This is a genomic window from Sphingobacterium sp. NPDC055431, assembly GCF_053644255.1.
In genome coordinates this window covers 24,714-45,684 of sequence record NZ_JBSHLH010000020.1, presented here as the reverse complement: position 1 = coordinate 45,684, position 20,971 = coordinate 24,714, and the positions used below count along the sequence as shown (strand labels likewise).

The 20,971-nt window shown below is 40.4% G+C and carries 15 protein-coding genes and 1 riboswitch; of the genes, 9 read left to right on the top strand and 6 right to left on the bottom strand.

Translation table 11 applies throughout. From position 1 onward, the window contains the following. Positions 1 to 88: 88 nt before the first annotated feature. On the bottom strand, positions 89 to 766 hold the full coding sequence (locus ACWIB3_RS15670; RefSeq protein ID WP_313261803.1) for a DUF937 domain-containing protein: 678 nt from the start codon (positions 764 to 766) through the stop codon (positions 89 to 91). Positions 767 to 832: 66 nt separating this feature from the next. Between ACWIB3_RS15670 and ACWIB3_RS15665 the strand changes: the two genes are divergently transcribed. Continuing rightward, a complete protein-coding gene (locus tag ACWIB3_RS15665) occupies positions 833 to 1,930 on the top strand; it encodes a DUF2891 domain-containing protein (RefSeq protein WP_454292079.1) in 1,098 nt (365 codons plus the stop codon). Positions 1,931 to 2,124: 194 nt separating this feature from the next. On the opposite strand, the gene ACWIB3_RS15660 is transcribed toward ACWIB3_RS15665, so the two are convergent. Together ACWIB3_RS15660 and rpoN are read right to left on the bottom strand one after the other, a co-directional pair. Then, the gene (locus ACWIB3_RS15660) at positions 2,125 to 2,388 is read right to left on the bottom strand and encodes a 5-oxoprolinase (protein WP_185218377.1); all 264 of its coding nucleotides are present in this window, start codon (positions 2,386 to 2,388) and stop codon (positions 2,125 to 2,127) included. A gap of 61 nt (positions 2,389 to 2,449) precedes the next feature. After that, a riboswitch (SAM-I-IV-variant riboswitch) is annotated at positions 2,450 to 2,544 on the bottom strand. Positions 2,545 to 2,592: 48 nt separating this feature from the next. Further along, positions 2,593 to 4,056, bottom strand: a complete 1,464-nt coding sequence (gene rpoN, locus ACWIB3_RS15655; RefSeq protein ID WP_185213712.1) for an RNA polymerase factor sigma-54 — start codon at positions 4,054 to 4,056, stop codon at positions 2,593 to 2,595. 227 nt (positions 4,057 to 4,283) lie between these two features. On the opposite strand from rpoN, the gene ACWIB3_RS15650 reads away from it, so the two are divergent. Together ACWIB3_RS15650 and ACWIB3_RS15645 are read left to right on the top strand one after the other, a co-directional pair. After that, complete coding sequence (locus ACWIB3_RS15650; RefSeq protein ID WP_454292078.1) at positions 4,284 to 6,614, top strand: transglycosylase domain-containing protein; 2,331 nt, start codon at positions 4,284 to 4,286, stop codon at positions 6,612 to 6,614. A 49-nt stretch (positions 6,615 to 6,663) separates the two neighbouring features. After that, a complete protein-coding gene (locus ACWIB3_RS15645; RefSeq protein ID WP_254527810.1) occupies positions 6,664 to 9,786 on the top strand; it encodes a peptidase MA family metallohydrolase in 3,123 nt (1,040 codons plus the stop codon). A 75-nt stretch (positions 9,787 to 9,861) separates the two neighbouring features. On the opposite strand, the gene ACWIB3_RS15640 is transcribed toward ACWIB3_RS15645, so the two are convergent. Continuing rightward, positions 9,862 to 10,185 (bottom strand): GIY-YIG nuclease family protein, encoded by a 324-nt coding sequence (locus ACWIB3_RS15640; RefSeq protein WP_185218375.1) that lies wholly within the window; start codon positions 10,183 to 10,185, stop codon positions 9,862 to 9,864. A gap of 110 nt (positions 10,186 to 10,295) precedes the next feature. On the opposite strand from ACWIB3_RS15640, the gene ACWIB3_RS15635 reads away from it, so the two are divergent. The 6 genes from ACWIB3_RS15635 to ACWIB3_RS15610 all read left to right on the top strand — a co-directional run bounded on the left by ACWIB3_RS15635 (position 10,296) and on the right by ACWIB3_RS15610 (position 19,001). Beyond that, complete coding sequence (locus ACWIB3_RS15635) at positions 10,296 to 11,069, top strand: XRE family transcriptional regulator (RefSeq protein WP_185218374.1); 774 nt, start codon at positions 10,296 to 10,298, stop codon at positions 11,067 to 11,069. 104 nt (positions 11,070 to 11,173) lie between these two features. Continuing rightward, the gene (rimP, locus tag ACWIB3_RS15630; RefSeq protein ID WP_185218373.1) at positions 11,174 to 11,638 is read left to right on the top strand and encodes a ribosome assembly cofactor RimP; all 465 of its coding nucleotides are present in this window, start codon (positions 11,174 to 11,176) and stop codon (positions 11,636 to 11,638) included. 2 nt (positions 11,639 to 11,640) lie between these two features. Next, the gene (nusA, locus tag ACWIB3_RS15625; RefSeq protein WP_313261810.1) at positions 11,641 to 12,879 is read left to right on the top strand and encodes a transcription termination factor NusA; all 1,239 of its coding nucleotides are present in this window, start codon (positions 11,641 to 11,643) and stop codon (positions 12,877 to 12,879) included. A gap of 102 nt (positions 12,880 to 12,981) precedes the next feature. Next, complete coding sequence (gene infB, locus ACWIB3_RS15620) at positions 12,982 to 16,077, top strand: translation initiation factor IF-2 (protein WP_454292077.1); 3,096 nt, start codon at positions 12,982 to 12,984, stop codon at positions 16,075 to 16,077. A gap of 209 nt (positions 16,078 to 16,286) precedes the next feature. Next, positions 16,287 to 17,330, top strand: coding sequence for a 2Fe-2S iron-sulfur cluster-binding protein (locus ACWIB3_RS15615; RefSeq protein ID WP_454292076.1), 1,044 nt, complete (start codon positions 16,287 to 16,289; stop codon positions 17,328 to 17,330). Positions 17,331 to 17,339: 9 nt separating this feature from the next. Beyond that, positions 17,340 to 19,001 carry a PNGase F N-terminal domain-containing protein gene (locus tag ACWIB3_RS15610; protein ID WP_454292075.1) on the top strand — a complete coding sequence of 554 codons (1,662 nt, stop codon included), beginning with the start codon at positions 17,340 to 17,342 and terminating at the stop codon, positions 18,999 to 19,001. Positions 19,002 to 19,022: 21 nt separating this feature from the next. On the opposite strand, the gene ACWIB3_RS15605 is transcribed toward ACWIB3_RS15610, so the two are convergent. Together ACWIB3_RS15605 and ACWIB3_RS15600 are read right to left on the bottom strand one after the other, a co-directional pair. Further along, a complete protein-coding gene (locus ACWIB3_RS15605; RefSeq protein ID WP_454292074.1) occupies positions 19,023 to 19,895 on the bottom strand; it encodes a DUF72 domain-containing protein in 873 nt (290 codons plus the stop codon). Between the two features lie 90 nt (positions 19,896 to 19,985). Further along, the gene (locus ACWIB3_RS15600) at positions 19,986 to 20,945 is read right to left on the bottom strand and encodes a glycoside hydrolase family 43 protein (RefSeq protein WP_185213721.1); all 960 of its coding nucleotides are present in this window, start codon (positions 20,943 to 20,945) and stop codon (positions 19,986 to 19,988) included. Positions 20,946 to 20,971 lie beyond the last annotated feature (26 nt).

Genomic DNA, 20,971 nt, shown 5'->3' with positions numbered 1-20,971 from the left:
ATATAATCGTTTTCGCAATCGGATGGAATAAAATAAAAAAAGGATTGATCAAATTGACCAATCCCTTTGTGGTTGTATAATTATTCGTTTATTTTCCAAACATTCCAGCAAGGCTATCCAAGATGTTGCCTTTAGCACTATTGTCGTTTTTCTGGTCGAAAAACTGTCCAACTAAATCACCTAAACCACCTGCAATATTAGGTTGTGATGAGCTAGCAGTGCTAGAACCACCGCCTCCTAATACGCTTCCGATCAAATCACCGATTCCGCCTCCTGAAGCACCGGCATTTGACGAGCCACCTCCAAGGATGCTTCCTAAAAGGTCTCCAATCCCTCCGCCGCCAGTTCCAGCGTCAGCTTGTTTCTTTTTACCTAAATAACCCATTACCAAAGGAGCCAATAGTGCTAAAATGCCACCGATTTTCCCCATGCTAATTCCTGATTTTTCAGAAAGGGATTGTTTTACCGTATCGGTGTTGCGACCAAAGATGTGATTTACAATTTTATCTTCATCTTCTGTTGGTCCTTGATTAAATAATCCTGCTAGGTTATCGAATATCCCCCCAGAGTGGTTATCCAATGCTTTTTGTATGCCTTGAGCTTGTTCAGGGCCCTTTTGCGCATTGTAATTCAAGGCAGACATCATCAATGGGATAGCTGCAGAAACAACCCATTGGGTTTGGTTTTTATCAAGTCCTAATTTTTCTGATATTCCTTCAGTAGCTTGTGAACCAATGCTTCCTGAAATTAAGTCACTAATGTTCATATTGTAGATTGTTATTGTTTATAAATGTTATTTTTATAACTCAAATATATTGCCAATTTTACTAGTATGAAAAAAATATGTTCAAACATCTTTGCGCTTACGGTTCTTTTGTTCTATGGTTGCAATAACCCATCGAAAAATGAAGAAGGAGTGCAAGTCGAAGACGTGAAATTATCCCTTGAATTAGCACAGGAAATTTATGCCATGCCGACCCATTGTATTGAGGTGGAGTATCCCAATAAGTTAGGCCAAGTCTTGGGGTCAGGAGCTGATCTTAAATCGCCCAAATCCCTTCGGCCTGTCTTTTATGGATGTTTTGACTGGCATTCCTCTGTTCATGGTTATTGGTCAGTAATAAAATTGCTGAAGGCATTTCCTGAACTAGATAAAGAAGGGAATATGAGGAAAGTGTTGAATAGCCATATTACGCCTGAGAATGTGCAAACTGAAATTGCTTTTTTCAATGACAAGAACAATTTAGGGTTTGAAAGGACTTATGGTTGGGCTTGGCTGTTCAAGTTGCAAGAAGAACTGGCAAATTGGGAAGATGAGGATGGGCAGCGCTGGAAAGTGGCTTTACAGCCATTAGTGGATCTGTTGGTCAAGCGATATATCGAATATCTCCCAAAATTGGTATACCCAATTAGGGCGGGACAACATGATAATTCGGCCTTTAGTTTATCGCTTTCTTTGGATTATGCCAATTCCGTAGGGGATGAGGCCTTTAAGAAATCCATTCAAGAAAACTCAATGCGTTTGTTCCAAAACGATAAGAATTGTGATCTGGCCTATGAACCGAGTGGATATGATTTTCTTTCCCCATGTTTAGAAGAAGCTTATTTGATGAGTAAATTGATGGAAAAGAATGAGTATTTAACGTGGTTGAAAGGATTTATGCCAGGATTGTTTGACCCTTCCTTCGAATTGAAACCCGAAATAGTTAAGGATAGGACGGACGGTAAATTGGTTCATTTGGATGGTTTGAATTATAGCCGAGCAGCATGTCTTTCCGGCATCAGTAAAATCGATGGAAGTTTGAAGCATTTAAAAGGCAATGCTATAGAACATTTTAACTTCTCCATAGCTAACTTAAGTGCTGAAGACGACTATATGGGAAGCCATTGGCTAGGAACGTTCGCACTGTACGCGATAGGGAGGTTTTAGGGATAGTATTGAGATGTGAGATATGAGTATTGGGATATTAACCGTACTGACTCATTTTTATTGTATTGAGATGTGAGATATGAGTATTGAGATATTAACCGTACTGACTCATTTTTAAAGTATTGAGATGTGAGTACAAAGGTATTAACCTTTATATCTCACATCTCAGATCTCATATCTCACATCTCCCTAACCTAACATAAAGGAATTAATTTATTTTCAGATAGTTTCACTGGGACACTTTGGATCTGGGTAAAGCCGTCTTCCGTACTGATTATGGCTGACAGATCGATTCCGCGATTGGATAGTGCGGAAATCAATGCAGTCCTAAAAGCTGTTTTGTTTGCACCCCAATTGGATTTTACCAAATCATTGTTCAATACAACTAATTCGTTGGTGGAATAGTGGTGGAATTTCTCCACTAGGTGCTGGTGTAAGGGTTTTGTTGTGTTCGACATACAATTAATGTTTAAAGGGTTTAACCATAATTGCATTCAGAGGCGTCTTAAAAGACTTTGCAATATTCGTTTATTTTGGCTTGTTGCCCGTATCGATTTACCACCGCGGTGTCTGTCACTCGGTTGGTATTGCATCTGCAATTCTGAATACTCTACAAACTTAGTAGATTATATTTTAATATGCAAGTGTCAAATAAAAATTTTCTATAATTCTTTTCTCAGGCGGGCAACAGGGATATTCATGGCCTCGCGATATTTTGCAACTGTCCTACGGGCAATGGAATAGCCTTTTTCTTTTAAAATCTCTGTTAGTTTCTCATCTGCCAGAGGTTTTCTCTTATCCTCATTGGCGATGCATTCTTCCAAGATTTTCTTGACTTCCTTGTTGGAAACCTCTTCACCGGACTCAGTCTGAATGGCTTCAGAGAAGAAAGATTTTAAAAGGAAAGTGCCAAATTCGGTTTGGACATACTTGGAATTCGCAACACGGGAAACCGTTGAAATGTCCATTTCGATCTTGTCGGCAATATCCTTCAAGATCATAGGTTTCAGCATTCTGTCATCACCTGTTAAGAAATAGTCATATTGATATTCCATAATGGCATTCATGGTTTTCAACAAAGTCTGCTGTCTTTGTTTGATGGCGTCGATAAACCATTTTGCAGAGTCCAGTTTCTGTTTAACAAACTGAACGGCCTCACGCATTTTCTTGTCGTTCTTTTCGGCTTTTTCGTAATGTTCAAACATTTCCTGGTAGGAGCGGGACACACGAAGCTCTGGTGCGTTCCTGCCATTTAAGGTCAGGTGCAGGACACCGTCGTTGTTGGAGATATGGAAATCTGGGATAATCTGCAATTGCTTACCAGCAACAGCTCCTGAATCGCCTGGTTTAGGATTCAGTTTTAAGATTTCGTTTACAATTTCTTTAAGCTCTTCGGAGTTTACTCCCAATTGCTTTTCGATTTTATCGTAATGTTTTTTGGTGAATTCATCCAAGTAGTTCTCTACAACCAATTGGGCCTGTTGAATTATTGGATTATTTTGATCTTTCTTACGAAGTTGTATGCTCAAGCATTCCTGAAGATTTCTGGCGCCAATTCCCGCTGGGTCAAAGGTTTGAACAATTTTCAGCATCTCTTCAACCTCATCTTCTTCAACGATGACATTTTGGGAAAAGGCTAGGTCGTCGATCAGAGAAAGGATAGGTCGGCGCAGATAACCATCATCATCCAAGGAACCGATGATTTGTTGGCCTAGTACATAATCTTTATCAGAAAGGGCAAGTAAGTCAAGCTGATTTTGAAGATTTTCAAAGAAGGAGTCTTGGACTGCGATAGGGATTTCTTTTTTACCATCCTCATCATCATGGTCATAACCTCCACCGTAATCTTTATAGTCGTCTTCCTGGATATATTCATCTACGCTGAATTCGTCATCATAGCTATTGTCTTCCATGTTGAAGTCGTCATCCGGATCTTTGTCTGGGTATTCTTCGACAGGGTCGTTCATGTTGGTCAAACTACCATCTTCCAAGGCTGGATTCTCTTCAAGTTCTTCTTTGATACGGGCATCTAATGATACAGTAGGTACCTGAAGCAATTTTATGAATTGAATTTGTTGCGGTGAAAGTTTCTGTAATAATTTTTGTTGTAGTGTTTGCTTTAACATGTCCCCGATAAATAAGTCAGGTAAAAATAGGGAATAATATTCAATAAGATAAAATTGTTGTAAACAAAAGAGAATTTAGGAACAGTTTTTGCTATTATAAGTCTCGGAAAAACAGCCTAGTTAAAAACCAAAAATTTCATTTGTTAAATTTCGTTAATTTTCATTTCAAGGTTCATTTTTGGGCGAATTGATATGATTTTTTCCAAAGTTTTGTTCATATTTACCGTATGTTTAGACGAGTCCGGAACAAATTTTTGCGTATCGCACTGATTGTTATTTACTTTATTATCTTATTTACTTGCGCGGTACAAATTAACTTCCTAGGCTTGTTCGGATCATCGCCTACTAAGAAAGAAATATTGTTGCCTGAACTGAATGTTTCTTCCGAACTTTTTACCGCCGACTCTGTTTTAGTCGGTCGCTATTACAAGCAAGATCGTGATCCTGTCCCTTATGATAGTATTTCTCCAAATATCGTTAATGCCCTAATTGCTACTGAAGATGTTCGTTTTAGAAAGCATCATGGGGTGGATTTTATTGGGTTGTTTGGCGGAGTGTTTTCAACTTTAAGTGGAAGTGATCGAGGTGCAAGTACTATTACCCAGCAACTTGCAAAGAATTTATATAGAACTCGCTACAAGGATGCTCAAGGACTGTTAGGGAAGATCCCGGGAGTTGGTCTGTTGGTCACAAAGTACAAGGAATGGATGACTGCCTTCAAATTGGAGAGCAAATACAGCAAAGAAGAAATCTTGACGATGTACCTGAATACCGTTTCGTTTAGCAATAATGCCTACGGTATTAAGTCGGCATCTGTAAGGTATTTTGATAAGCTGCCAAGTGAAGTTACCGTCAATGAAGCTGCTGTTTTGGTCGGTATGTTGAAGGGTACTACCTATTATAATCCAATCAGAAATCCTAAGAACGCTCTGCAACGTAGAAACGTCGTTCTAAACCAAATGGAAAAAGAAGGTTATCTGAAAAAGGATGAAGTAGCAACCCTGAGTAAAGATTCCTTGGGCTTGAACCTGAATAATCAGGAAGTTCGCAATTCCAACGATTCCTACCTTCGTACGGCAGTCGAAAAATGGTTGGAAGAATGGGGTGAAGAAAACGAAATTGATATCTATACCAGTGGTCTGAAAATATATACAACTATTGATTCCAGGATGCAGGAAATTGCTGAAACTGTTGTTTCAACCAAGATGAAGGAATTGCAACAGCGTCTGGACAATGTTTGGGGAAATGATCTGCCATGGAGAGATAAAGAAGGTAATGTGATCCCTAATTTTTTGGAAGACCATGCGAAAAAACTTCCGGCTTATGCATCATTGATGAAAAAATACAATGATGAAGCCAAGGTTTTTGAGGAGTTGAACAAGAAAAAATCCATGGAGGTCTTTACCTGGGATGGAATGGAGAAAGTGGATTATTCGACCATGGATTCGCTGAAACATTACCTGACCATGTTGAATACAGGAATGATGGTCATGGACCCATACAATGGAAATATTAAAGTTTGGGTTGGTGGTATCAATCACAACTATTACAAATTTGACCATGTAAACCAAGCGAAAAGACAGGCTGGATCTACCTTTAAGCCTTTTGCTTATGCAGCAGCCTTGGAGTCTGGTATGGCACCATGTGATAAATTCACCGATAAGCCAGTAAAAATTGAATTCATAAACAATAAAGGGGAACATGAGATCTGGGAGCCAAAAAATGCGGATTGGTCATTTTCTCACAGTGACTTGTCGCTAAGACATGCCATGGCTCGTTCATTAAATACGGTTACTGCACAGATCACAGAGAAAGTAGGTTGGGATAAGGTTGTGGAGATGGCTCATAAATGTGGTATTGATAGTAAATTGGAGTCGGTGCCGTCAGTTGGATTGGGCTCGAATGATGTTTCCGTTTTTGAAATGGTCAGGGGTTATAGCACCTTCATGAATGAAGGAAAGCGTACGGAGCCTGTATTGGTTTCAAGGATTGAAGATAAGGATGGAAAGGTATTGGCTGAATTCAAAACCACTACGAAGGAGGCAATTACTGCTGAAAATGCTTGGTTAATGGGCTATATGCTTAGGGGTACCATCGAAGAGTCGGGGGGCACATCCCAAGCTTTATGGGAATGGGACCTTTTTCAGGATGAGAATCAAATCGGTGGTAAAACAGGTACTTCTTCAGATTATGTTGACGGTTGGTACATGGGGGTAACGAAAGATTTGGTTGCTGGAGTGTGGGTAGGTTGTGATGAACAAAGCATACATTTTAAGAGTTCTGCAACTGGAGAAGGGTCTAAGACTGCATTACCGATCTATGCCCTGTTTATGGAAGAGCTTTATAAACATCCTGAATTAGGGGTGACCTTTGGGAAATTTCCGGAATCAACAGTTGAAATTACCAAGAAATACAACTGTCCAGGACCTAGAGTGCGTGTTCGTCAGGATAGTAGCAGTACCGAGGGCTTGAATCCTGATGCTGAGATTCCTAATATTGTTCTACCTGATTTACTTAATCAAAATAACACGGAAGAGCAACAGGAGGAGACGAATTAATCGACTGAAGTGAATTGATTTTATTATTTTTATTGACTAATAATCAGTTATGAAATTTAACCATATGCTATTTGCGAGAATTTTATGCATTAATCTTGTTTTGGCAGTATGTATGGCCTTGATGCCAGGACAAGCTAGTGCCCAATATTTCGGGCAGAATAAGATGAGGTATAAGAAGCTTGATTTCAAAGTTTATGATACCCCACATTTCAATATTTATTATTATTTGCAAAATGATTCCATGATGAATTGGCTTGCAAAGGAATCTGAGGTGTGGTATGAATTGCATCAACAGGTCTTTCAAGATACCTTTTCGAGAAAAAACCCAATTATCCTATATAATAACCATCCTGAATTCCAGCAAACAACCGCTATTTCGGGAGAGATCAGTGTAGGTACGGGTGGTGTAACGGAAGCTTTTAAACAGCGTGTCGTGATGCCGATCATGCAGATCAACCAACAGACTAGGCATGTATTGGGGCACGAATTGGTCCATGCATTCCAGTATAGGGTGTTGATCGAAGGTGGCGATTCAACGCGATTGGAGAATATTGCAAACCTGCCGTTGTGGATGGTAGAAGGGATGGCTGAGTACTTTTCAATTGGAAAGAAAGATGCTTTTACATCCATGTGGATGCGCGATTCGTATGCTAGAAATGACCTGCCTAGCTTGAGGCAGATGACAGAACAGTCAAGCAAGTATTTCCCTTATCGGTATGGCCAGGCTTTCTGGTCGTATTTAGGGTCAACTTATGGAGATACCGTAATTATGCCTCTATTTATTGAGACTGCAAAATACGGATATGAGAACGCAATAAAACGTGTTTTTGGCTATGATGCCCAGACCATGTCTACCTTGTGGAAGAACAGTATGGAGAACTCCTATAGAAATATAGGTAAGGATACGACTTCTAATCCGATTGGTAAGTTATTGCTATCTACCAAGAATGCAGGAAGGATGAATGTTTCTCCTGCAATTTCTCCTGATGGTAAATATGTGGTTTTCTTGTCTGAGATGGATATGTTCAGTATCGACCTGTTCCTGGCCGATGCCGAAACGGGTAATATTGTAAGGAAGCTGGGGAGCCGACTCACCAATAAGGATATCGATGAATTTAGTTTTATAGAATCTGCCGGTACATTTTCTCCAGATAGCAAGAAGTTTGCTTTCTCTGTCTTCAGTGAGGGAAAGAATAAGTTGATGATCGTGGATATTGGTACGGGTAGGACTTTGACGGTGCAGGCAATGGGGGATATTACAGAGTTTACCAATATTACTTGGGCGCCAAATGGAAGTTTGGTGGCTTTCTCCGGTTTGAAGAATGGAAGAAGTGATATCTATACCTATGATCTGGAGTCAAAAGACCTAAAGCAGTTAACTGACGATAAATATTCAGATTTCCAACCTAGTTTTTCAAGGGATGGAAAGTATATCGTATTCAGTACGGACAGGATGTCCTTGGAATCTTCAAGCAGAAGCGTTGATATTCCAATGGGCTTGGCTGTTGTCGATGTCAATACGAAAGAAATAAAAAATATCCCTGTTTTTCCAGGGGCAAATAATCTAAACCCTCATTTTTCATCTTCAGGAAAAGAGATCTATTTCTTGTCAAATAGTGATGGGTTTAGAAATATGTACCGTATCGTGATAGACGGTGGTCATGTGGAGAGAATGACTGATTTCTTTACGGGGATCAGTGGAATTACGGAATACTCACCGGCAATGAGCGTTTCTGCCAATGATGACATCATCTATTCTTATTTCAAGAATAATTCCTTCTCAATTTATAAAGCGAAAAGTTCTGAGTTTGAAACCAAATCCGTTGATCCGGGTGTCGTGAACCTTGAGGCAGCCATGTTGCCACCAGTTCAGAGTAGAGGGGTTGATGTGGTGAATACCAACCTTTACAACTTCAATGCTTATGGAAGGATCTCAAATTCGCAAATTCAGAACATCCCATATAAACCAAAATTCAAATTGGATTACTTGGCGAATAGTGGAGTCGGGATGTCCGTGGGTTCTAGGTACGGAGCAGGAATAAACTCTGGTATCCAAGGGATGTTTTCAGATATCTTAGGTTACAACCAGATTTTTGCAGCCTTGAACATCAATGGTGAAATCTATGATTTTGGTGGGCAGGTAGCTTATATCAATCAGAGAAGCCGTTGGAATTGGGGTGGATCTTTATCGCATATTCCATACCGCTTTGGCTTCTATAACTTTGATCAAAGGGATTTAGGTAATGGCGTAGAGCCGGTGATCGATCAGTATTTGGTGAGGTCTTTCCAGAGCCAGGCTGATGCGTTCGTGGCCTATCCATTTAACAGGCACCATCGTTTTGAAACTGGTGGAGCCATTTCTTATAACTCATACCGTGTTGACCGTTTTACCCAAAGCTATTATAACTATTATGGCAACCGCGAGCGTGTCCCTAATGATGAGGCCGCAAAAGCTTTAGGTGTATCTAATCTGGATCCTTTTAACCTCATGCAGGTAAACGCAGGTTTTGTCGGTGATAACGCCGTTTTCGGTATTGCAGCTCCTTTGCAAGGCTTCAGATACAGGCTAGGTGCGGAGCAGTATTTCGGTACCTATAGTTTTACTGCACTGAATGTCGATCTGAGAAAATACCAAAGGATCAAACCGGTAACAATCGCAGCAAGGGTGTATTCTTATATGCGTATGGGAACCGATGCCGACAGGCTTTACAATATATATATAGGTTATCCTTATATGGTCCGTGGATTTGAGTCCAATTCATTTGGTCCTAACAGTATGATTGGCTACAATGACCTGTCAGGTTCTAAGATGGTCGTTGGAAACTTTGAAGTGAGATTGCCATTTACAGGACCTGAGAAACTGGCCGTAATACCTTCGGGGTTGCTATTTTCAGACCTGAACTTCTTTATTGATGGCGGTTTGGCTTGGAGCAATAACAGTATCGTGAAATGGAAGAAGACAGATGATGATATCGTTAGTGAAAACATCAATGGACAGACCTATAGCAGTTATGACCCAAGGGTAACCATGCCAGTGTTCAGTGCTGGTATATCACTTCGTGTGAACCTGTTTGGGGCAATGATATTAGAGCCTTATTATGCTATTCAGTTGAATAATCCTACAAGGGAGAAATTTGGAACCTTTGGATTAAACTTTGCGCCGGGTTGGTAGTCTAACTACTTAGAAAAGAGCGAGAGCAGAGTGAGATTAGTGTAGGGAAAGGTTGTTAAGGCCGTTGTTTATAGCTTATGCATAAACAACGGCTTTTTTGTTTGCGCCGAATTTTGATAGATTGGGACATAAGCTAAGCCAATTAGGGTTTGACTTGCGGATCAATCTTTCTTTAACAATCCTTCCCATAGAATTTAGTTCCTGCAATCTTCTGTCGGCTTCAAACAAACTGTTATGGGTTTCCACTAGAACGATACGGTTTAACATGGCAAAGGAAAAGAGCGTAGGCTCCTGTGTGCTCTGAAAATCTTGATAAACTGAATTTAAATCTTGGCTAAATCCCGCCTGTAAGAATTTGCGATTAGAATCTGTTGCGATATAAGTATAGTATTTATTCATTTTATTCTTGTTTTAGCTAAATTATTTGGTAATTTGCAGTCGTTTTGCTAATTTTATTGGTACAATAATACTAATAAATTTAGTATTCCAAAAATTAAATAAAAAAATCTATGGCTAATATCTCATCAAATCTTAAATATCTTCGGAAGAAAAAAGGATTAACCCAGCAGCAGTTTGCTGATTTAATGGAAATTAAGCGTGCTTCTGTAGGCGCGTATGAAGAGGATAGGGCAGAGCCTAAATATGAGTTGCTAAAAAAGATAGCAGAGTTCTACGATTTGAGTATGGATGAATTGGCCAATGATGAGATTGATGATAAATGGAAGCCTACTCCAAAAAGCAATGCCTCCAACCTGAGGGTACTAAGTGTGACCGTTGATTCCAATGATAGAGAAAATATTGAGTTAGTTCCGGTTAAGGCGAGTGCTGGATATTTGAATGGCTATGCAGATCCTGAATATGTTAGTGAGCTGCCAAAGTTTTCTTTGCCGATGTTCAATCAAGGTACCTATAGGGCTTTTGAGATCAAAGGTGATTCCATGTTGCCGTTAGCCTCGGGATCATTGATCATCGCTGAATATGTAGAGAATTGGCATGATATCAAACCTGGCCAGACTTATGTGATCGTGTCTTCAGACGAGGGGATCGTTTATAAGAGGATTGGTCAGAAGTTTAAAGAAGATAAAGGTCTGAAACTGGTATCAGACAATAAGACCTACGAACCATATTGGGTTTCTGCAAATGAGATATTGGAGGTGTGGAAGGCGAAGGGTTTTGTGAGTACAGAATTACCTGAGCCTAATCCAGAGCCGACCTTGGAAGCTTTGTCTACCATGATGGCGCAAATGCAGAAAACTATCAATTCAGTAGTCGATAAAAATTAACATCTAATTCATGGTTTGTAAATAAGAAATACATTTTGTACCTTTGTACTATCTGAAAGGAAGGGGGCATGGTATGCCCCCTTTTTTAATTCATTTTTTAAAATATGCAGGTTGAAAATCGAGTAATCGAGTTAGTAGAAGAGAAAATCGCCGACAGACCGGATTTATTTATTGTAAGTGTTCGGTTTTTAAAGAATGGCGTTTTAGAGATTCTTCTGGATGGAGATAATGGGATCGCAATTGAAGATTGTGTTCAAGTGAGTCGCCATGTTGGTTTTCATTTAGAAGAAGAAAACGTAATTGATAAAGCCTATCGCTTGGAGGTTTCTTCTCCAGGAATTGATTCCCCTTTGTTATTGAACAGACAGTACGAGAAGAATATCGGTAGAGATGTTCAGGTTAAGATGCAGGATGGAACCAAAAGAGAAGGGCAGTTATTGGCAATCAATGACGGGTCGATCAGCATAGAAGAGAAAGTAAAAGAAAAAGGAAAGAAAGCTGTATTGCAACAAGCTGAAATTCCCTTAGAACATATAAAGGAAACAAAGGTGTTAATTTCATTTAAATAAGAATGAGTACTAATATAAACTTGATTGACTCGTTTCAAGAGTTTAAAGACTTTAAGAACATCGACCGTCCAACCGTAATTACCGTTTTGGAGGAGGTGTTCCGCAGTATGATCCGCAAACGTTTTGGAACTGACGAGAATGTAGACGTTATTGTCAACCCAGATAACGGTGACTTAGAGATCTGGCGTACGCGTGTAGTTATGGAAGATGGTTTCTCAGAAGATGATGATCTAGAGATCGAATTGGAAGAAGCGCACAAATATGATCCAGATTTAGAAGTAGGAGATGATTACATTGAGCAAATTACTTTAGAAAGCTTTGGTAGACGTGCGATTTTAGCAGCTCGTCAGACATTGGTTTCTAAAATCCTTGAGCTTGAGAAAGACGAAGTCTTCAAGAAATATAAAGATCGTGAAGGAGAGTTGGTGATTGGTGAGGTTTATCAGATCTGGAAAAAAGAGATCTTAGTATTAGATGAGGATGGAAATGAATTGATCCTTCCTAAGAATGAGCAAATCCCTGCGGATTATTTCAAAAAAGGAGATAGCATCCGTGCGGTTGTCGACAAAGTTGACATGATGAACAATAATCCTAAGATTATTATCTCACGTACTGCTCCGGAATTCTTGCAGAGATTGTTTGAATTAGAAGTTCCTGAGATCTTTGATGGTTTGATTACCATTAAGAAGATCGTTCGTGAACCAGGAGAGCGCGCTAAGGTAGCTGTAGAGTCTTATGATGACCGTATCGATCCAGTTGGAGCTTGTGTTGGTATGAAAGGATCTCGTATCCATGGTATCGTTCGTGAGCTGCGCAATGAGAACATCGACGTAATCAACTTTACAACCAACCACTCTTTATATATTACGCGTGCATTAAGTCCTGCGCGTATTACTTCAATCAAGATTGATGAAGAAAACAAAACTGCGGCTGTTTACTTGAAACCAGATCAGGTTTCTTTGGCAATTGGTCGTGGTGGGCACAATATTAAATTGGCCGGTAAATTAACTGGCTATGAAATCGATGTTTACCGTGAAAGCGGAGAAGAAGAGGAAGATGTGGACATCGAAGAATTTGCAGATGAAATTGACGGATGGATTATCGACGAGTTTAAACGCGTTGGTTTAGATACAGCTAGATCTGTATTAGCACTGTCCGAAGAAGAACTTGTAAGACGTACGGATTTAGAAGAAGATACCATTCGCGAGATCCTACGTATTTTACAAGCGGAATTCGAATAATAAAAAGTTCGAATCTGAGGGTTTAACAATTTATAATAAATTGTTAAATCCTTGTAAAAAAACATATTTTTGTAGTACGAAATTATATTTAGGAAATAGTAGATGACAGAAGGTAAAAGTATAAACTTGCTTAAGGCGGCAAAAGAGCTCAACATTGGGATAGGCACGGCTGTAGAATATTTGGTTAAGAAAGGGTTTGATGTAGACTCTAAACCAAGTTCGAAGTTGAGCCCTGAGATGTATGGCGTTCTTTTGAAAGAATTTCAGGGTGATAAGATTGTTAAAGACGAGGCTAAACAAATAGTTATCGGCAAGATTCGCCGTGAAGAAGGTCCAGCCACAGGCACTGCTAGCTCTAGCCCTGAATCTACTGAAGAAAAGGAAAGCCCTGCTGATGTGAAGGAAATCCTGATTAAAAATGCTTCTACGGAGAATGCCCAGCCTGCTGAGGATACGAAGAAAGAAGATTCGGGATCAGCGCTGAAGGTGGTAGGTAAGATAGACTTGGATAGTTTGAAGCGTGGTAAGCCAGCTGCTAAACCTGAGCCTAAAGAAGAAAAACCTGCTGAACCAGAGAAGAAAGTAGAGGTTAAGAAAGAAGAAGCTCCAGTTGCGAAACAGGAAGTAGAGCCTAAGAAAGAAGAGGTCGCCAAAGTTGAAGAGAAGAAGCCGGTTGTTGAACAACCTGTAAAACCTGCTCAACCTGTGAAAGAAGAGGCACCAGTTCAAACAGAAAAGCCAGTACAGCCTGAGAAGGTTGCACAGCCACAGAAATCTGAAAAGATAGAAAAACAACCTGAAGAGGTGAAAAAAAATAAAGAAGTAGAAAAACCTGCTGCTAAAGCCGAACCTGTCGATGATGTAATCCGCGCACGTTCAGAGACTTTAAGCGGTCCTAAAGTAGTCGGCAAGATCCAGTTGCCTGTATCTAAACCACACAAGCCAGTTGCTTCATCGTCAAATAATGCTGGTGGGAACCAACATGACAACAAACGTAAGCGCAAGCGTACGAACAAACCTAACACTGGACATGGTGGTCCTGGACATGGTCAAGGCCATCAAGGTCAAGGACATCAAGGTCAAGGCCAACAAGGTCAAAACCAAGGTCAAGCTGGACAGGGACATGGACAACAACAGGGCAACAGACAAGATGGCGGAAATCGCCCTCCATTCCAAGGTGGAAACAGACCAAACCGTGGAAATCATCCTAACAACGACCGTCATGGTAACAACAGAGGTCGTAATGATAGAAACAGAAAACCTGATACACCGAAGGAAGAACCTACTGAAAAGGAAATCCAAGATCAAATCAAAGCAACACTTGCTCGCTTGAGCGGTGCTGGTAAATCCGGTAAATTTGCTCAACGTGCGAAATTACGCCGTCAAAAACGTGATGATATAGCGCTTTCTGCTGAAGAAGCAGCAATGGAAGAAGCAGCAATGTCAAAAGTATTGCGCGTAACAGAATTCGTTACAGCGAATGAATTGGCAAACTTAATGGATGTTCCTGTTACTCAGGTTATCGGTACTTGTATGAGCTTGGGTATGTTCGTTTCGATCAACCAAAGGTTGGATGCTGAAACATTGGCAATCGTTGCGGATGAATTCGGATTCCAAATTGAATTTATCAAACCTGAGGATGAGGAAACAACAGAACTAGAAGAAGCAAACGATGAAACTCGTTTGGTTCCTAGAGCGCCTATCGTTACGGTAATGGGACACGTTGACCACGGTAAAACATCCTTACTTGACTACATCCGTAAAGCGAATGTAACCAAAGGTGAAGCCGGTGGTATTACCCAGCACATTGGTGCATATGCAGTACAATTAGAAGGTGGTAAGAAAATCACATTCTTAGATACTCCAGGTCACGAAGCCTTTACGGCGATGCGTGCTCGTGGTGCTCAAGTAACGGATATCGTTATTATCGTGATTGCAGCGGATGATGCGGTGATGCCTCAAACAAAAGAAGCAATCAACCACGCGATGGCTGCAAACGTTCCTATCGTATTTGCTTTCACCAAGGTGGATAAGCCTGGTGCAAATGCAGATAAGATCCGTGAGCAACTATCCATCATGAACATTTTAGTTGAGGATTGGGGTGGTAAATACCAAGCTCAAGAAATCTCTGCTAAAACTGGTGAGAACGTTGAATTATTATTAGAGAAAGTATTATTAGAAGCAGAATTACTTGAACTGACAGCAGACCCTAAAAAACGTGCTGTAGGTTCGGTTATCGAAGCTGCTTTAGATAAAGGTAGAGGTATTGTAACGACTGTACTTGTACAGGGAGGTACCTTGAAAATTGGTGATCCAATCTTAGCGGGATCTTATTCTGGTAAAGTTAAGGCCTTGACGAATGAGCGCGGCGAACGCGTAAAAGAAGCAGGACCATCCATGCCGGTACAGATCTTAGGTATGTCTGGTGCTCCAACTGCGGGTGATAAACTTTACGTTATGGAAAGTGAATCTGAAGCTCGTCAAGTTGCTAACAAACGTCTACAATTACAACGTGAACAAGGTATGCGTGCTACTAAGCACATTACCCTTGACGAAATCGGAAGACGTCTTGCGATCGGTAACTTTAAAGAACTTAACATCATTGTTAAAGGTGATGTGGATGGTTCAATCGAAGCATTATCCGATTCATTATTGAAACTGTCTACGGATGAAATCCAAGTTAATATCATTCACAAATCAGTTGGTGCTATCTCTGAGTCAGACGTATTATTAGCTTCTGCTTCAGATGCGATCATCATCGGTTTCCAAGTTCGTCCTACTCAAAATGCTCGTAAGTTGGCAGAGAACGAACAGATTGATATCCGTCTTTACTCCATCATCTATGATGCGATCGAAGAGATCAAATCTGCGATGGAAGGAATGTTGGCACCGAAACTTGAAGAGAAAATCGTTGCTGAGGTTGAAATCCGTGAGGTATTCAAGATCTCCAAAGTCGGTTCAATCGCCGGATGTATGGTTCTTGATGGTAAGATCAACAGAAATAACGATGTGCGCATAATCAGGGATGGTGTAGTAATCCATACCGGTAAATTAGCTTCATTGAAACGTTTCAAAGACGACGTGAAAGAAGTTGCACAAGGTTACGAATGTGGTTTGAGCATTGAGAGATTCAACGATATCCAAGAGAAAGATATTGTAGAAGCATTCGAACAAGTAGAAGTAAAACGTAAGCTTTAATCCAAGGCTTCAACAAAATAACACAAGAGGTTTAACTGCAAGGTTAAACCTCTTTTTTTGTGCCTAACTCGCTGAGCCAACTTAAACTTACTATGGAATACCTCCGCTTCGCAATTATTTATGGAAAATGCTGCCTACTTATGTTTTATTGATGTCCTATTGACTATTTCTATTTGAAAATTCTATTGTAAGCTGTTATCTTTAACATCATGTTTACATTCAGGATTTCAGAGATCATTCAACAACCCAATCACAATATATCCATTCGATTTGAAGATATTTCAGGGAACTATCCCCCATATAAAGCAGGGCAATTTTTAACCTTGGCTTTTGCTTTTGGTGAGCGCGAAGTCAGACGTTCCTATTCATTTTCGAGTAGTCCGGTGGTTGATGAACCTTATGAGATTACCGTAAAGCGGGTGGATAATGGCGAGATTTCGAGATTGCTTCACCATAAAACGCAGGTTGGCGATGAAATCCAAGTAATGGACCCACAGGGATTATTTACCTATATCCCTTCGGAAGACAATAAAAGAACAATTTTTCTTTTCGGGGCTGGAGTAGGGGTAACTCCCTTGTTTTCCATTCTGAAAACTGCATTAGTGGCGGAAACTGGCACTAAAGTGGTCTTGGTCTACAGCAATAGCTCCAAGGAGCAGACCATCTTTTATGATGAGCTCCTAAAATGGCAAGCTGACTACCCGGACCGATTGCATGTTGAATTTATCTGGTCCAACAGCAAGAACCTTTTGACAGCAAGATTGAACAGGGACTATATCTTGAATCTTATCCGTGAGCATTTAAATGATGGGCAGGAAGCTGTTTTCTACACCTGTGGACCTCTGTTTTATATGGACTTGGTCCGCTTTACCTTATTGGGAATGGGTGTTCCGGAAGCGGATATCAAAAGGGAAACTTTCCATTTCCCTGAAGAAGAGGAAGACGAGGACGAGAAGGAAGAAGAACCGGTGGACATGACCAGCTATGATATTGTCCTGAAGTTTCAGGGCAAGGACTATCCAATGACCATTCCATACGATAAGACGATCCTGGACATCGGGTTAGAGCATAAGATCAAATTGCCATATTCCTGCAAGTCGGGAATGTGCAGTACCTGCATCTCCCAAGTTACCAAAGGAGCTGTCAGGATGGATTACAATGAGGTTTTGACAGACAGGGAGGTGGACAATGGAAGATGCTTGATCTGTACCTCACATCCCATGGAAAACGGTACTACTATTGAAGTCTATTAATATTTGAAAATGAAAAGAGGATTCGTACTCATAATGTTTCTTTCACTGGCCAACCTCGTCTTTGGCCAAGAAACCTATAAAATCACCTACCATTATTTTCGTGATGGTGCCATGATGAAGCAAGATCCAGTGGTGGTTTTCGCCACGAAAGGAAAATCATTCATTACCAAGGAGAGTTTGGTTTCGGGTTCTGCACGTTATCCTGCAGAGGTCTCCAGTTTTGATTATTCCAATAAAAAGGTCTATCGGATTGCCTATTTATCTGCCTCAAAGCAGATCAGTACCGTGGATAGTACAACCTTGACTAAGTATGCTTATGAAGAACAGGGTGCTGGAACTGAAATCTTAAAGCATAAGACTAAAAAAGCGGTTACCTCAGTCAATTCCAATAAGATTGAATTATTATACAGCAATGATCTATCGATCAATGCAGCTCCAAATGACTTGGGGCAAGGCTTAGGATTGGTATTAGAATACCGCAGAAATGGCAATTCTGGGCTAGTCGCTGCTTCAATTGAGAAGCTTAAAGCTTGGCCAAAGGACCTTCCGGAAATTAATAAGGCAGATTTGCTAGATGAACTATCCTATAGGGACGAGCTTTGGAAGAGTAGGTTCGTACATATTCCTATTTTCCAAAATGAACAGATCTGTTTTCAACCGGGAATCAAATCTGATTCTATTTTCAGGTTTGCAGAAGGTACCGTCATACTCAAAAAAGTACAGGTTCCTCAGGTCGACGAAAATAGCCAAGCCTTTATCCAGTTGATCGAAAAATCAAATGGCGATGCCTATGACAGGACTGGCTCGGTTTTCTTGATTGCTGAAGATCAAAAAATCAGTTTTTTGGATGGAATGAAAAATGGAATGGAAACCCTTCCAAAGGTCACAGACTCTGCAGGTGTCAGTTATCCTGGTATGGTCCGTACTTCAGAATTCTCGCCAGTATTTGAGCTCATGCGATTTTTTACCCCATTTGGAGTCTCTCACTTTAATGATCGATTGGCTTTAAAGGGTAAAACCTGGCAAGATAGCGTAATCTACCGGCAAGATATTTCCGAATTCCTTTCCGTGCTTTCAGGCAAGGAAGTATATATCGGTACTTATATTGGAAACTATGACAAAGGTGGCCACAAGGTTAGTTTAGAGCTGACCATTCATCCCGGTGGATCCAATTATGCAAGTGGTATGAAGATTATGCCATTGTTCAATACGACTAATATCATGGAAATGGGCGGTCAGATCTATCCGACCATGTTTGCTGATGAAAAGGGATTGGAGTTGACCTTTGACCTAGCAGAGGATATCAAAGGTGCAAAGCTAAGATATATTACTACTGGCCATGGTGGTTGGGGGAATGGAGATGAGTTTGTCCCTAAACCCAATAAGATTTTTATGGATGGTAAATTGCAGGCACAGTTCACTCCTTGGCGATTAGATTGCGGTAGCTACCGACTATATAACCCAGTCAGTGGGAATTTTGAAGATGGATTGTCTTCTTCCGACTTGAGCAGGTCGAATTGGTGCCCAGGAACAGTTACCAATCCTGTCTTTATAGATTTGGGAGATCTGAAAGCTGGAAAACATACCGTACGAGTACAGATTCCACAAGGACCTCGCGAAGGCGATAGCTTTAGCTTTTGGAACGTTTCGGGAGCTTTGGTATATCCTTAACAGAAATACAAAAAGACGCTTTTAGAGCGTCTTTTTTGCTATTGGAATATTGCAGTGCAGTTCTTTGTTGAGTTCTTCAACAAAATCAGTCGATAAGAAAGAAGTTTCGGGATCAATTTTTTGGTGGATAAAGAAATAACCCTGTTTCAGACCCGCATCTTTCCACTCTTTAAGCTTCAGGACCCAATTGGCAAGCCGTTCTTTGTCATGTATTTCGGTAGATGACACAAATCGTATAAAAGCTACCGGAGTGGTCAGCCTAAAGTTCAGCATATCCCTTCTCCCGGGTGTGTCCACAATGATGTTGGTTGTCCTGGTGCTGGTCAGCAGTTTCAGATATTTCTCTAAAACCTCTTTGTCATTATACCATTCTTCATGACGAACTTCAAAGGCGAGGGGGTATCCTTTTGGAAATCGTTCCAAAAAACCTTCCAACCTTTCAAATGCCTTTGGTCTAAAGTTCTCTGGCATTTGCAGAAATGCCATGCCCAACTTTTCTTCAAAAAGCACCGTAGAATCCACAAAGGCCGCAACCTTTTCATCGGTATTGTTTAATCTAGAATAATGGCTGATGCTATTGGTAAACTTCGGGCAGAATTTAAAATCTTCCGTTGTTCTGTTCTTCCAGATCAAGACCTGTTCCTTGCTCGGTGATCGGTAGAATGTGCCATTAAATTCAACTGCATTGAAGTTTTGGGAATAGAGGTTCAGTTCATCTTTCGTACCGCGTGGATAAAAGCCTTTCAGATCAGCCTTTGACCATTTCGGGTAGCCCACAAACATTTCAAAATCATCATCTTTTTTATATTTGTTCAACAATTTGACGGTCTCTATGGGAGTCGCTGGCAGAGAAAAATCAATATGGCTAGGATCGTCTACTTTTCCGAATTTCATGTTAAATGCTTTGAGGCTACTAAGATAAGGTTAAAAATAGAAAAGCCATTCCCATGTATAGGAATGGCTTTTCTTTTTGGTTCTTATCCATTATTTCAAGACATGCTTTACGCCTTCAAATGTCATCTGTACAGGCAGGATCTTACCGTCTTTATCGAATTTCATTTCATCGATACAGGTTTCGCGTTCATTGGCTCCTTTTTTATCCAATGGACGACGGTGGTATACCATATAGTATTTGTCCTCATTAGGGATCTTGATCACCGAATGGTGCCCTGCACCATATGCGATTTTAGGATCAGGCTGAAGCACTGTGCCTATTCTTTCAAATGGACCAAATGGTGTGTCTGAAATGGCATAGGCTACTTTATAATCAGGACCTGTCCATCCGCCTTCAGACCACATAAAGTAATATTTATTGTCCTTGATAAACATGAATGGACCTTCGGTATAGTTTTCTGGAGTTACATCCTTGTAAATGGTTCCATCTTCAAATGGAACAAGGCTCTTAAAGTCGTCACTTAATTTCACAACATTACAATGTCCCCAACCACCATAAAACATGTAGTGTTGGCCATCTTTATCCTTGAATACAAATTGATCTATGGGTTGAGCGCCATTAACGATCTCATTGATCAATGGTTTTCCAATTAAATCTTTGTACGGACCTTCAGGTTTGTCTGCTACTGCTACCCCAATCCCACCAATTTCTCCTTCATGCACATCGTTGGCTCCAAAGAAGAAATAGTATTTTCCATCTTTCTCAATTACAGATGGAGCCCACATAGCTTTGTTGGCCCATTTTACCTCCGTATTGTTCAAGATGTTCGGATGCTTTTTCCAATTTACAAGATCTTTTGAGGAAAAGGCGTCAAACTTAATCTGTTCTTCGTACGGAGCAGAATATGTTGGGAATATCCAATATTCATTATTATAAATGATGCCTTCGGGATCGGCATACCAGCCTTCGAAAACAGGATTTTGTTGTGCTTGACTTGTGCTGCAAAATAATAGGCCTACTGCTGCCAGTGAAAGAATAGTGTTTTTCATTTTTTAAATAGGTTTAAGAATTTGAA

Excerpts from the sequence above, each read along its gene's own strand:
- ACWIB3_RS15615 (WP_454292076.1), top strand. The coding sequence starts at position 16,287 with ATGTTTACATTCAGGATTTCAGAGATCATTCAACAACCCAATCACAAT.
- rpoN (WP_185213712.1), bottom strand. The coding sequence starts at position 4,056 with ATGTTAAAGCAAACACTACAACAAAAATTATTACAGAAACTTTCACCG.
- ACWIB3_RS15660 (WP_185218377.1), bottom strand. The coding sequence starts at position 2,388 with ATGTCGAACACAACAAAACCCTTACACCAGCACCTAGTGGAGAAATTC.
- ACWIB3_RS15640 (WP_185218375.1), bottom strand. The coding sequence starts at position 10,185 with ATGAATAAATACTATACTTATATCGCAACAGATTCTAATCGCAAATTC.
- nusA (WP_313261810.1), top strand. The coding sequence starts at position 11,641 with ATGAGTACTAATATAAACTTGATTGACTCGTTTCAAGAGTTTAAAGAC.
- infB (WP_454292077.1), top strand. The coding sequence starts at position 12,982 with ATGACAGAAGGTAAAAGTATAAACTTGCTTAAGGCGGCAAAAGAGCTC.
- ACWIB3_RS15650 (WP_454292078.1), top strand. The coding sequence starts at position 4,284 with ATGTTTAGACGAGTCCGGAACAAATTTTTGCGTATCGCACTGATTGTT.
- ACWIB3_RS15670 (WP_313261803.1), bottom strand. The coding sequence starts at position 766 with ATGAACATTAGTGACTTAATTTCAGGAAGCATTGGTTCACAAGCTACT.
- ACWIB3_RS15665 (WP_454292079.1), top strand. The coding sequence starts at position 833 with ATGAAAAAAATATGTTCAAACATCTTTGCGCTTACGGTTCTTTTGTTC.
- ACWIB3_RS15605 (WP_454292074.1), bottom strand. The coding sequence starts at position 19,895 with ATGAAATTCGGAAAAGTAGACGATCCTAGCCATATTGATTTTTCTCTG.
- ACWIB3_RS15600 (WP_185213721.1), bottom strand. The coding sequence starts at position 20,945 with ATGAAAAACACTATTCTTTCACTGGCAGCAGTAGGCCTATTATTTTGC.
- ACWIB3_RS15645 (WP_254527810.1), top strand. The coding sequence starts at position 6,664 with ATGAAATTTAACCATATGCTATTTGCGAGAATTTTATGCATTAATCTT.
- ACWIB3_RS15610 (WP_454292075.1), top strand. The coding sequence starts at position 17,340 with ATGAAAAGAGGATTCGTACTCATAATGTTTCTTTCACTGGCCAACCTC.
- ACWIB3_RS15635 (WP_185218374.1), top strand. The coding sequence starts at position 10,296 with ATGGCTAATATCTCATCAAATCTTAAATATCTTCGGAAGAAAAAAGGA.
- rimP (WP_185218373.1), top strand. The coding sequence starts at position 11,174 with ATGCAGGTTGAAAATCGAGTAATCGAGTTAGTAGAAGAGAAAATCGCC.